This window comes from Aquimarina sp. U1-2, from assembly GCF_017897595.1.
Lineage (GTDB): Bacteria > Bacteroidota > Bacteroidia > Flavobacteriales > Flavobacteriaceae > Aquimarina.
Genome location: NZ_JAGKIK010000018.1, coordinates 1 through 12,346, shown reverse-complemented (window position 1 = coordinate 12,346; position 12,346 = coordinate 1). Strand labels below are relative to the sequence as shown.

Genomic DNA, 12,346 nt, shown 5'->3' with positions numbered 1-12,346 from the left:
AGGATAACGGTAATCCACATACAAAAACGCTATATACTTATAGCGTTTTTTTATGAATATAATTTAGAATTTGTATACAATCATCTTCATAGTCAAACCACATGATTTGGTCATCTTTTCGAAACCAGGTAAGTTGTCTTTTTGCAAAGCGTCGTGTATTTTTCTTAATTTCTGAAATGGCAAATTCTAGATCCCAAACGCCGTCAAAATAATTAAAAAGTTCTTTGTAGCCCACAGTGTTTAAGGCATTTAGTGCTCTGTAGTCATAAAGCTTTTTAGCTTCATCTACCAATCCTTGAGCGATCATTATGTCTACTCTTTTTTCAATACGATCGTAAATAATAGGTCTGTCTGCTGTAATCCCTATTTTTAGAACTTTAAAAGGTCTTTTTTTTCTAGGTGCCGATAAAAAAGAAGAATAAGGTTTTCCACTACTTAGACATACTTCTAATGCTCGCAATATACGTTGTGAGTTTTGTAAATCTACTTTGTTATAATAGGTTGGATCTACTCGTTTAAGTTGCTTTTGTAAACTTTCAATTCCGCTATTTTTGTATGTTGATATCAGTTTTTCACGTAGATCATGATTTACCTCCGGAAAATGATCCAATCCGTTAGTTACCGCATCCAGATACAAACCAGATCCCCCTACTAAAATCGCATATTTTTGTTGCGTAAACAACGTATTTAGTTTTTGTATTGCATCTTTTTCAAAATCACCCACAGTATAGGTGTCGTGTATACTTTTGTGCTGAATGAAATGGTGCGTAATCTCGTTTAATTCATCGACTGAAGGAACAGCGGTACCGATATTCATTTCTTTGTAGAATTGCCTACTATCAGCAGACAGAATTTCACACTTTAGTTTTTTGGCCAGTTGTATACTTACATTAGTTTTGCCAATGGCCGTAGGACCTGCAATTACGATAAGCGAATTATTCATTATTTAGATTTTCTCCGCATTTATAACAATGTTTTGCTCCATCTCTATGATCGGCGCAGTGACAATTAGAGCAAATCTGAGTATTAAGATGAATCTTCTTTGCTCCGCGATCAGAAGCATATTCTGCAGATACAATTCCCGTAGGGACAGCAATAATGCCATACCCCACGATCATGATTAATGCTGCGATTAATTGACCTAGCGGAGTTTCAGGCGCAATATCCCCGTATCCAACTGTGGTCATCGTTACAATACACCAATACACACTAATAGGTATACTTTTAAAACCACTTTCTTCTCCTTCTATCAAATACATCACTGTACCCAAAATAATACAAAGTACCAACACCGCAAATAAGAAAACCAAGATTTTGGCGGCACTATCTCTTATGGCTTGTACCAGTCGATTGGATTCCCCGATGTATCTAGAAATCTTTAATATTCTGAACACACGAAGTAATCGAAGGGCTCTTACGGCCAGTAGTGCACTTGTTCCTGTAACAAAAAATGAAAGATATAAGGGTAACGTAGACAAAAGATCAATAAGTCCATAGAAGCTGAAAATATATCGAGAAGGTTTTTTTATGCAAATGATTCTTGCAATATATTCCATAGTAAAAAAGACGGTAATTACCCATTCTGCATAATATAAAAAGGTATACATTTCGTTTGATAGCCCTTTTACGCTTTCTAGCATGACGAAAATTATACTCAATAGGATAAGGATCAATAGAGTAACATCAAATATTCTGCCTAATGGCGTATCTGCTTCATAAATAATATCATGTAGCTGTTCTTTCCAGTTTTTATAATTAGAATGTTCTTTCAAATGTGTCTTATAGTTTCACCAAAAATACTAAAACTTAGAAATTAAATAGATGCTATAGGTACTACTCTTAACTTTTTATGGGTTCTAAGATAACTTTGAATGATGTGTTGTGCCTCTTTATTGTGTGGCATAGGAGTGATAATTGATCTTAAAATATCTGCATTATTAATTTGATGATTTAAGGTAAAATAACCAATACCTTTAAATTTTCCGTTTTCTATCAAAACTACACTTTGTTCCCCTATATCCCGACCGCGATCTACAATAATCATATTTTGTTGACCAAATGAGTTATCATCTATCAATTTTTGTACTCGGGTATTGTATGCTTCAGGAGATTCTGATAACAAGCATGTGCCTATACAGGGCTTAATGGTATGATGGGTACAATTCCCTTTATGTATATCCAATCCCATAAGTTTTTGACAAAGATGATACTCTTCTGTCCAGCGATGTAAATAGGATTTGGCCTGTTGTTTATTAGAAAATGTAGTAATACTTTTTTTTCGTTGATCAACTTTAGTTATTTTCAAATTTATAAACCCTTGGTGATCTATAAATTGATAAAGTGCTTGATTAAATTTTGATTTTCTTACATTTTGATTGTACTTAGGTGTATTGCGTTTTATCTCTTCACTTTCTTTTAAAAGCGCTAAAAGCTCACTTCCTGTGGTTTCGTATGTGATTTGGGTAACTTCTAGTTGAATTCGCCTTGATTTTCGATCATCGTTTGTAAAATGTTGGTTAAGTCGTTTTTTGATATTTCTACTTTTGCCAATATAAATGATAGTCCCGTCTTCTCGGTGCATATAATATACTCCTGTTTTTGTAGGAGCCTCTTCGATAAGTCGTATTAATTTGTCATCGATTTGCTGCTTAAGATCTGCTCTTACTGTTTTGGTAATAATTTTTTTATCTAAGTCTTTGGTAAGTAATAATTTAAATAATTGAACCGTTGCCAGAGCATCGCCGTTAGCGCGGTGTCTATCGGATAGCGGAATACCCAAACCACGCACTAATTTCCCTAAACTATACGATTTTTGATCGGGGATAAGTGTTTTTGAAAGTTCTACTGTGCATAACGATTGTCGTTTATACTCAAAACCTAGTCTAGAGAATTCAGTTTGAAGTATTCTATAATCAAAACCTGCATTATGGGCAACTATAACACAGTCTGTAGTAATCTCAATGATTCGTTTGGCTACTTCATAAAATTTTGGTGCATTTTTGAGCATCTCATTAGTAATGCCGGTCAGGTTTGCTACAAAAGGTTGGATAGGACGTTCTGGGTTAATTAAACTTATAAATTGATCAACTATTTCTTGACCATCAAAACGATATATAGCGATTTCTGTAATTCCTTCTTCATTATATTTTCCTCCTGTAGTTTCTATATCTAGTATTGCGTACATCATGTGCTTGTCGCGAATCTTCCCTAATTACCGATTATATCCCAATTTTTTATGAACCGCATACGATCAAAATGAATAGTTTCAGTTATTCATTTTAATATAAACGATACAATAATTCGTAAATTAGTAATTAATTAAGAAATATACACTACTAATTATTAGTAATCCTTAAGCCTGGTTCCTAGAACCGAAGATAGAACTTCCTACCCTTACCATAGTACTACCAGTTTCGATTGCTATTTTGAAATCGCCACTCATTCCTATAGATAGTGTTTTAAGATTAGGGTTATTTTGTTTTAAATGTTTGAACAACGTTTGAATTTTTTCAAATTCTGCTTTGATTTGACTCTGGTCATCAGTAAAAGTGGCCATTCCCATAAGACCTTGAATATGAATATTAGCTAAGTTTTTGATTTCTTCAGATTCCAATAGAGCAATTGCTTCTTCTTTGGATAGTCCAAACTTACTTTCTTCTTCAGCTATTTTAATCTGAAGTAAGCAGTTGATGATTCTGGAATGCTTTTTAGCTTGTTTATTGATCTCTTTCAGTAGTTTAATACTGTCAACGGCATGAATAAGATCAACAAACGAAGCCATATACTTTACTTTGTTCGTTTGTACATGGCCTATCATATGCCATTGGATGTCTTTGGGCATGGCTTCCCATTTTTCGACCATTTCCTGAATTTTATTTTCACCAAATATACGCTGCCCGGCAGTATAAGCTTCCATCAATGTAGCGATAGGTTTAGTTTTGGATACGGCCACTAGAGTAATAGTATCAGGTAAAGAATCTTTTATATTCTGAAGTTTTTTTTCAACTGTATTCATACGGTTAACTCTTTTTAATTGTTAGAAAACGAAATACTTAAAAAATTGAGAACGTATGTAACCGCTACGCTCTCACATTAAAATTTTTAAAATCAATTTGGTATTCAAAACTCATAAATAGTAATACCGCTACGCAATTTAGGTTCGATATAGGTACTTTTAGGAGGCATCTTTAAGCCTTGATCTGCTATTTTTTTCATTTGATCAACAGACGCAGGAAATAAACCAAATCCTACTTTAAATTCATTTTCGTCAATGCTACTTTTTACTGAAATAATATCATTTTTGCCATGCGAATATGCTATTCGATTATCTGTTCTTAGATCATGTATTCCTAAAATAGGCTGAAGTACTCTTTTAAACAAAATTTGTGCATCGAGCTCTGCTAAGGCATCATCAAAATCATAATATGTTTTCCGAAGATAAAGTGAATAGAATTCTCCATCCAGATACATACTGAAATGATGTGGTTTTGAAGGTTTGTAGACTTCTATCCCTCTGTTTTCTATACGAAAGCTCGCATCTAATTGTATTAAAAATTCTTCTTTTGACAGGCCGTTTAGATCTTTAATTAATCGATTAAATTCGTATATCCTTAAATCAGATTCTGGGATGAGATAGCTCATGAAAAAATTATAAGCTTCGTCACCCTTGTGATTAGGATTGTTTTCCTCACGGTCCTTAGCCAGTAGGTACGACGATGATGATCGATGATGACCGTCGGCAATGTAGAGCGTTTCGATAGAAGAAAAAGCACACTTAATTTCATTGATTGATGCCTGATCTTTAATTTTCCAGAGATAATGAGTGTCTCGATAGGTTGTTGTAAATTCATATTCGGCTCTGGTTGCCACTACTGCAGCTATAATTTGAGCAATAGTATCACAGTCAGGATAAGTAAGAAGTACGGGTTCTGCATTAAATCCTACTGTTTTTAAATATTCTTTGAATGTGTTTTCACGTTCTTCTAGTGTATCCTCATGTATTTTGATTACATTATTTTCATAATCTTTGGCACTCGTAGCCGCAATAACCCCAGAGAACGATTCTTGTTCTCGATTTACGATTTTGTAAATGTAATAACAAGGTGTGTCATCCTGAATAAGAATTCGGTCTTCTTTAAATTCTAAGTATCTGTTACGAACCAGCTTATAACGATCTTCTCCTGATATTTCTTTGTGATATTTGTATCCAGGATTAACAATATGCAAAAAAGAATATGGGTTATAATCCATTCGAGAATCGCGCTCATTCGGAGTATAACTTTGATACGACCTGGAAGCAACAAGGCTTACCTTATCTCTGGTAGGACGAACCGCTCTAAAAGGGTGAATTTTAGCCAATGTTAGTATTTTGATAATCTATTATACAAACTGTTTGGCAACGGTTTCAGCTTTTCTACTCTCAGCATAATCATAAAAACCTTCACCACTTTTTACGCCTAGTTTACCTGCCATTACCATAGTAACAAGGAGCGGGCAAGGTGCATATTTGGGGTTTTTAAATCCTTCGTACATTACATTTAGAATAGATAGACAAACATCTAAACCTATGAAATCAGCTAATTGTAATGGTCCCATAGGGTGTGCCATACCTAGTTTCATTACCGTATCTATCTCTGTAACGCCGGCAACACCATTGTAAAGCGTCTCGATGGACTCATTAATCATAGGCATTAAAATTCTATTGGCTACAAATCCTGGATAATCATTTACTTCTACAGGTATTTTATCTAACTTTTTTGACATTTCCATAATGGTTTCGGTGACTTTATCAGAGGTATTATATCCTCTTATAATTTCAACGAGTTTCATAACAGGTACAGGATTCATAAAATGCATTCCGATGACCATATCGGGTTTGTTGGTCACAGCAGCAATTTGAGTAATAGATATAGAAGATGTATTTGTTGCCAAAATTGTATCCTCGGGGCAAGCACTACTTAATTCTTCAAATATTTTGAGTTTTAGATCTATATTTTCTGTAGCGGCCTCTACCACAAGACTTGCATATTCTACGCCTTCTTTAATACTGGTAAAGGTAGAAATGTTGCCAAGTGTATTTTCTTTGTCAGTTTCAGAGATTTTTTCTTTAGCGATCATTCGATCTAGGTTTTTCGATATTGTGGATAATCCTTGATCTAAAGCTTGCTGAGAGACATCTATAAGCTGTACTTTAAAACCTTTTTGTGCAAAGGTATGAGCAATTCCATTTCCCATGGTACCTGCACCTATTACTGCAATGTTCTTCATGATAGTATTCTATTGTGTATATGTGTGTTTTGATATTAGTGACAATTATTTAAAACAATCTATGATTTGTAAAGCTACTTCGAGCGCTTTTTTACCTTGTTCTAGCGAAACAATTGGCGTAGTATCATTTTTTATAGCCAAAGCAAACGCGTCTAGCTCATCGAGAATCGCATTGTTTGACGGAACATCAGGATTGTCAAAGTAGATTTGTTTTTTTACTCCCTCGGCATTCTGCAATATCATAGCAAAATCATCGGGGTGATCAGGAGCATCTTTCATTTTAACCACTTCGCATTTCTTTTCAAAATAGTCTACAGAAATGTAAGCATCACGTTGAAAAAACCTTGATTTCCTCATGTTTTTCAAAGATATTCTACTCGCTGTAAGATTGGCTACACAACCGTTTTCAAATTCTATTCTTGCATTGGCAATATCTGGAGTTTCGCTTATTACAGAAACTCCACTTGCGCTGATATGTTTTACTTCAGAATGCACTACACTCAAAATGGCATCAATGTCATGAATCATCAAATCTAAGACTACCGGGACATCCGTTCCTCTAGGATTAAATTCTGCAAGCCGATGTGCTTCAATAAACATTGGGGTGTCTATTTTATCAGCTACAGCAGTAAAAGCAGGATTAAAACGCTCTACATGACCCACTTGTCCTTTTACTTGATGTTTTTGAGCGAGTTGTATCAATGCTTCGGCCTCTGCTACGGTATTTGTGATGGGTTTTTCTATGAAAATGTGTTTGCCAGCTTGGATCGCTTGATTTGCCACTTCAAAATGTGCAAAGGTAGGCGTAACGATATCTACTACGTCTACGGCTGCAATCAAATCTTCTACCGACTCAAAAAGATGGTATCCAAACTCATCAGCAATAAGCTCTGCTTGAGTGGTACTGGCATCATAAAAGCCTACAAGTTCATAATTTTCAGATTGTTCAAGAAGTCGTAAATGGATTTTACCGAGATGTCCTGCACCTAATACCCCAGCTTTGAGCATAATTTCAAGTTTTACACAAAAATAGTATTATTTACACAGTAATGGGTACATGATTTTGAAAATACTAACATAAGCTGCTATGCATTGGGTTTAAAGCTACATCCACTTCAGTATTTAGAATGATGGCAGGTTAAATTTTAGATTCGACAACGAATGTTCAATTAAGTTGTTAAGATTGTAAAAGAACCAGATCAATATTCTTCAAAAAACTTATAAAACTAAACGAATATGCATAATTTAACCTAAACGGTTTTCGTCAAGCTGAATACTGAAACGAGTTCAGCATAGGCTCGTTTCAGCTTCTCATCTCGATGTACTGAAAATAAACGTAATGAGATCCTGAAATGAATTCAGGATGACTTCTCAGTTAAATTTTAGGTATACTAACGGACAATCAATTAAAATTAAGTACTAAAAAAGAAATAGTTTATAATTCTTTAAAATGTTTCTGTAATTTTAGCCAACTAAATACCCTTGGAAAAGTGAAAGATACCCTTAGACATGCCGGAAAAAGAAAACAGTTGGTTACAACTTTGATGAAAAAAGGAATTAAAGATACCTCTGTACTGGCGGCTATTGAAAAAATACCGAGACATCTTTTCATGGACTCTGGTTTTGAAGATCATGCGTATCAAGATAAAGCTTTTCCTATCGCAGCAGATCAAACCATTTCGCAGCCATATACAGTGGCTTTTCAAAGTGAATTATTACAGATTAAAAATGGAGATAACGTACTCGAGATTGGTACAGGTTCTGGGTATCAAACTGCTGTTTTGTGCGAATTAGGAGCTAAAACCTATAGTATTGAACGACAAAAAGAACTGTTTAAGAAAACCAAATTATTTTTGTCGAAACTCGGGTATAGGCCTAAACACTTATCTTTTGGAGATGGTTATAAGGGTTTGGAAGAACATGCGCCATACAACGCTATCATCGTAACTGCAGGAGCTCCTTATGTGCCGAAACCTTTATTAAGTCAGTTAAAAATAAATGGACGCCTGGTGATACCAGTTGGTGAAAAGGTACAAATCATGACTCTTTTTGTTCGTAAAAGCGAAAAACAATTCGAAAAAAGAGAGTTTGGTGAATTTAAATTTGTTCCTCTTTTAGAAAATAAAAGCTAAAGCGAGTTAAAAGTTCTTTTTAATCCGGTCAAGAGCCCTTTTATTGTCTCTATCTTTTATAGTTTCTCGTTTATCATACATTTTTTTACCCTTTGCAAGTACAATAGCTAATTTTGCTAATCCACGATCATTAATAAATAATCGGGTAGGGATTATGGTAAGACCGCTATGTTTTACTTCTTTTTCTAATTTTTTTAGCTCTTTTTTGTTGAGAAGTAATTTTCGTTCGCTTTTAGGATTGTGATTAAAATAAGTGGCATGCGAATATTCTTCGATATGCATATTAATGACGAAAAGCTCTCCATTATTGAATTCGCAAAAACTTTCGGCGATATTGGCTTTTCCTTCGCGAATAGCTTTTATCTCAGTACCTGCCAGTTTTATCCCTGCAGTGTATTTATCTAGAAATTCGTATTCGAACTTCGCTTTGCGATTAAGTATGTTAATTTTATTTTGATTCATAAATTTCAATAACTGGTTACAAACATACGAAGCTTTCTTGAAAGAATGCTTTAAAGAATACATAGGTTCATTAAGTAGCTCAAAATATTCATTTTAGGTATAATTTAAAAAATAGGACTACATCCATTAATTTTTAAAATCTATAGTCAATTTTGGTAAGAATTCATTTTATTTACCGTCAAAGAGAATATATTTTTAAAGGTCGGTAGATAAATACATCAGGATTTTAATTACAAAAAATTGTTTTCAGTAATTTAAAAACTTACCAGATGTCTGTAGCGCAGTCGATAACTTTTCGTCTTCGTAAATAGTTTTCGATTGAGCCTATCCGGGGTAAAGGGTCATTTTTTAAAATTATAATTATGATAAGATATTTGTTAGTTTTCGTAGTGTTTCTGTTTTCGTCGTTTACAGGGTTTTCGTTCCAGTATTCAGCACAAGAAATTATAGATAAAACTATTGAAAATGCCGGGGGTTCAAAATACGATAACGCTATTATTGATTTTACTTTCAGAAACAAAAGATATAGAAGTATAAGAAATAAGGGGTTGTATGAATTAGAACGATTTGTTAGCAGTCCCGAAGGAATAATTAATGATAAGGTCAGCAATTCTGGTTTTGAAAGGACTATTGAAAATTGTACTGTGCAGGTTGCGGATTCGTTGATTTCTAAACTTAGTGACGGAGTAAATTCTGTACATTATTTTGCGACTTTACCATTTGGTCTTAATGATGTCGCGGTGCATAAAGAGTTGATCGGTGAGAGTGTAATCAAAGGAGTATCGTATTATGAAATTAAAGTTACTTTTGATCAAGAAGGAGGTGGAACTGATTTTGAAGACGAATTTTTATACTGGATTCATAAAGAGAATTTTACTGTAGATTATCTGGCTTATAAATATGCTGTAAACGGAGGTGGAATACGGTTCAGAGAAGCCTACCATCCTCGAATTGTCAATGGTATTCGATTTGTGAATTACAAGAATTATAAACCCGATACTTTAAAAATAGAATTAAAGCATCTGGATGATGTATTTGAAACTGGAAAACTTAAACTCTTATCTGATATAAAATTAGAAAATATTTATGTGTTTTTAGAAAGGGAATGTTGTTGAGAAAAATTTCTAATGTACAGTAAGTACGATATCGGTAACGATTTCATCTGTAGTAGTTACAATAAAAAGCTTACCATAGTGGCTCTCATCGATAGCAGTATACTTTTGCTGTCCCATCACGCGATTTACGAAATTGGGAGTGGAATTGCTATGACCTACAATAACACAAGTTTTTCCTTTGGTTTTTTCCTGAAATTCAGGGTTATTTAATGCTTTTGGATCATATAGTGTAATGTCTACATCTTGACTTTTGGCAATAGGTTTTGCGGTATCCCGAGTTCTAGTATAATCTGTAGAGAAAACGAAATCTATTTTTGTATCTTTAAATAACACTGCCCAATTTTGCGCTCTTCGCTTTCCTTTTTCGGTAAGTGCAGGATCACGATCCTTTGAGTCGCTAAGATCTTTTTCTGCATGTCGTATAAAAAAGTATGTCGTGGTTTTTTCTTTTTGATCGGTTTGAGTATTGCCTGTAAAAGAGATTAGCAGTAGAAAAATAAGCGGAATGAACTTCATAGCATATGTTGTGAAATTTAATCAATTGCATTCCCCCAGGCTCTGCCTCGGGGGATATTTCATTTTCAATATAGAAAAAAGATTTCAATATATACAAAAAGATGCTGTCATGTGTACTCATTAGGATTTTAAATGGGTACTATAGGTTTAAACTTTTTCAATCAACTATGCTACCAAAACGCGATGGTTACTCCAGCATTCCCGTCTTCCATATCACAATAATCATAGATAAAATGGCTAGTATAAAAAAACCTATATAAATATAGTAACTTCTCTTCTTATTAGAGGATTTAATGCCGTCAGAAGGTTTCATGTGGCTTGTTTAAGTGGTTGTCTATTTATAATAGACTTACAAAAAAAGTAAATGTTACACTTTGTGAAGTTTTAACACGGATTATACATTATAAAATCTATTATGGCTTGAAATACCTTCAAAAACAAACGCTGCGCTGTATTTTTCAATTTTACCGTAGCCCTTCGACTCCGCTCAGGGTAAACTGCTATGCTAAAATTGAGAAAACACTCTTCCAACGCTACATCTCGCCCAAAGCAATACTTTGTCGTGGTATTTCAACCCTCGTTACGAAATTCTAATACATAATCCGGATTTGAGTATAACATCTTTTCTTTGGATGTACCAGAAAATAAACCGAAGGGCGTATTTTACATTAAAAATAACACTACATTTCTCCTGCAATTATTTCAGAAGCAGCATTCGAAATGCTACGTGGTAAATTGCAAGCATCTTCGATTTTTAGATGGCTATGTTGTAGTAAAGTTTTATATTTTTCGAGAGCTTGTGTCGCTTGATCACAGCCCACACTTTTATTAGGCACATGATTCGTTTTTATTTTTTTAGAGCGATCACTTCTATTTTCATAGTCTTTGAATTGACATTTGATCACCTTTTGATCTTTGAAATAAAAGCGTTCTTCGAGAGTTAGAGATACATCTGCTAATTGGCGCTTACCGTATGTATTTCTTTTGTAATCTTTATAAGTAACATCATGTATTGCATATTGAAAGAATAATTCATCATTCCACACATAATACTCATCCCTAAATGCTACATGTCCTTTCTTATAGGTATGTAAAATATGCTTTAGCTCTCTACTGTTAAAATAAAATGTAAGCGAACCCTGTTCTGACGTTTCATCACAAGAATAGTCGGTATGGTACTGTCTAAGTGCATTAGACGCTATTAGTTCTCGTATTAATTTATACTTATTAGAAATATCTGAAAGAGGGCCAATTTTTTTTTGACCCGAACAGAGACTTCCTATTAGAAAAAAAATAAATACGGTTGGTTTCATTATAGGTGCAATGTAATTAAAAGCGCTTTTCTTTCTAGATTTAGTTATTAACCGTGATACAGGCATAGTTGTTAATAACTACGGTAAAACCGTAATTATTATAATTAAAGCACACATCGTGCATTTTGATTTTTTATTAAAAATCAGTCAATTAGCATACTTCTACCAAAGGAACAAGTGTGTCGAGCCCTTCTACAAGTTCAGGACAACATAGGATTTTGGATCCAAAAAGCTATTCTCGATACCCCAATTAAATTGAAGGTAGGCTGATTTTTCTTCATGTTATTTCGAGCGGAGTCGAGAGGTTATTACAAAAAATCATTCGAATTGTCACTTCTGTTACTATTCCTTCCATAATGCATTGTGAGTATTTAACCCGTTTTATGCATTAGAAAATCTATTATGGCTTTAAACTACTGCAAAACCAAGCACTACGTTGTATTTTTAAGTTTCACCGTAGCGGTGCCTTTAGATTTGTTTTCTGAAAATAAAACTAATAATAAATGTCGATAATGATGTTGAAAAGAGGGGGTTTGGGGGA

Annotated in this window: 12 protein-coding genes; 2 read left to right on the top strand and 10 right to left on the bottom strand. The window is 34.0% G+C overall.

Annotated features, from left to right (window positions below; all coding sequences use genetic code 11):
• Positions 1–37: 37 nt before the first annotated feature.
• The 7 genes from miaA to J8281_RS16985 form a co-directional block, all read right to left on the bottom strand.
• Positions 38–943: a tRNA (adenosine(37)-N6)-dimethylallyltransferase MiaA gene (gene miaA / locus J8281_RS17015; RefSeq protein WP_210198861.1), complete on the bottom strand. Its 906-nt coding sequence runs from the start codon at positions 941–943 to the stop codon at positions 38–40.
• Positions 936–1,772 (bottom strand): ion transporter, encoded by an 837-nt coding sequence (locus J8281_RS17010; RefSeq protein WP_210198860.1) that lies wholly within the window; start codon positions 1,770–1,772, stop codon positions 936–938. The genes miaA and J8281_RS17010 overlap by 8 nt, the downstream gene beginning before the upstream one ends.
• Before the next feature lie 41 nt (positions 1,773–1,813).
• Positions 1,814–3,184, bottom strand: a complete 1,371-nt coding sequence (locus J8281_RS17005; protein ID WP_210198909.1) for an exonuclease domain-containing protein — start codon at positions 3,182–3,184, stop codon at positions 1,814–1,816.
• Positions 3,185–3,352: 168 nt separating this feature from the next.
• On the bottom strand, positions 3,353–4,015 hold the full coding sequence (locus J8281_RS17000) for a YggS family pyridoxal phosphate-dependent enzyme (protein ID WP_210198859.1): 663 nt from the start codon (positions 4,013–4,015) through the stop codon (positions 3,353–3,355).
• A 104-nt stretch (positions 4,016–4,119) separates the two neighbouring features.
• Positions 4,120–5,358, bottom strand: coding sequence for a DUF1015 domain-containing protein (locus J8281_RS16995; RefSeq protein WP_210198858.1), 1,239 nt, complete (start codon positions 5,356–5,358; stop codon positions 4,120–4,122).
• Positions 5,359–5,379: 21 nt separating this feature from the next.
• On the bottom strand, positions 5,380–6,267 hold the full coding sequence (locus tag J8281_RS16990; RefSeq protein ID WP_210198857.1) for a 3-hydroxybutyryl-CoA dehydrogenase: 888 nt from the start codon (positions 6,265–6,267) through the stop codon (positions 5,380–5,382).
• Positions 6,268–6,312: 45 nt separating this feature from the next.
• Positions 6,313–7,275, bottom strand: a complete 963-nt coding sequence (locus tag J8281_RS16985) for a Gfo/Idh/MocA family protein (protein ID WP_210198856.1) — start codon at positions 7,273–7,275, stop codon at positions 6,313–6,315.
• 482 nt (positions 7,276–7,757) lie between these two features.
• On the opposite strand from J8281_RS16985, the gene J8281_RS16980 reads away from it, so the two are divergent.
• Positions 7,758–8,399, top strand: a complete 642-nt coding sequence (locus tag J8281_RS16980; RefSeq protein ID WP_210198855.1) for a protein-L-isoaspartate(D-aspartate) O-methyltransferase — start codon at positions 7,758–7,760, stop codon at positions 8,397–8,399.
• Positions 8,400–8,405: 6 nt separating this feature from the next.
• Here J8281_RS16980 and smpB read toward each other — a convergent pair whose 3' ends face one another.
• Positions 8,406–8,861 (bottom strand): SsrA-binding protein SmpB, encoded by a 456-nt coding sequence (smpB, locus tag J8281_RS16975; protein ID WP_210198854.1) that lies wholly within the window; start codon positions 8,859–8,861, stop codon positions 8,406–8,408.
• Between the two features lie 362 nt (positions 8,862–9,223).
• On the opposite strand from smpB, the gene J8281_RS16970 reads away from it, so the two are divergent.
• Positions 9,224–9,976: a DUF6503 family protein gene (locus J8281_RS16970; protein ID WP_210198853.1), complete on the top strand. Its 753-nt coding sequence runs from the start codon at positions 9,224–9,226 to the stop codon at positions 9,974–9,976.
• 9 nt (positions 9,977–9,985) lie between these two features.
• On the opposite strand, the gene J8281_RS16965 is transcribed toward J8281_RS16970, so the two are convergent.
• Both J8281_RS16965 and J8281_RS16960 read right to left on the bottom strand, forming a co-directional pair.
• The gene (locus J8281_RS16965; RefSeq protein ID WP_210198852.1) at positions 9,986–10,492 is read right to left on the bottom strand and encodes a histidine phosphatase family protein; all 507 of its coding nucleotides are present in this window, start codon (positions 10,490–10,492) and stop codon (positions 9,986–9,988) included.
• A gap of 680 nt (positions 10,493–11,172) precedes the next feature.
• The gene (locus J8281_RS16960) at positions 11,173–11,805 is read right to left on the bottom strand and encodes a hypothetical protein (RefSeq protein WP_210198851.1); all 633 of its coding nucleotides are present in this window, start codon (positions 11,803–11,805) and stop codon (positions 11,173–11,175) included.
• Between the last annotated feature and the right edge of the window lie 541 nt (positions 11,806–12,346).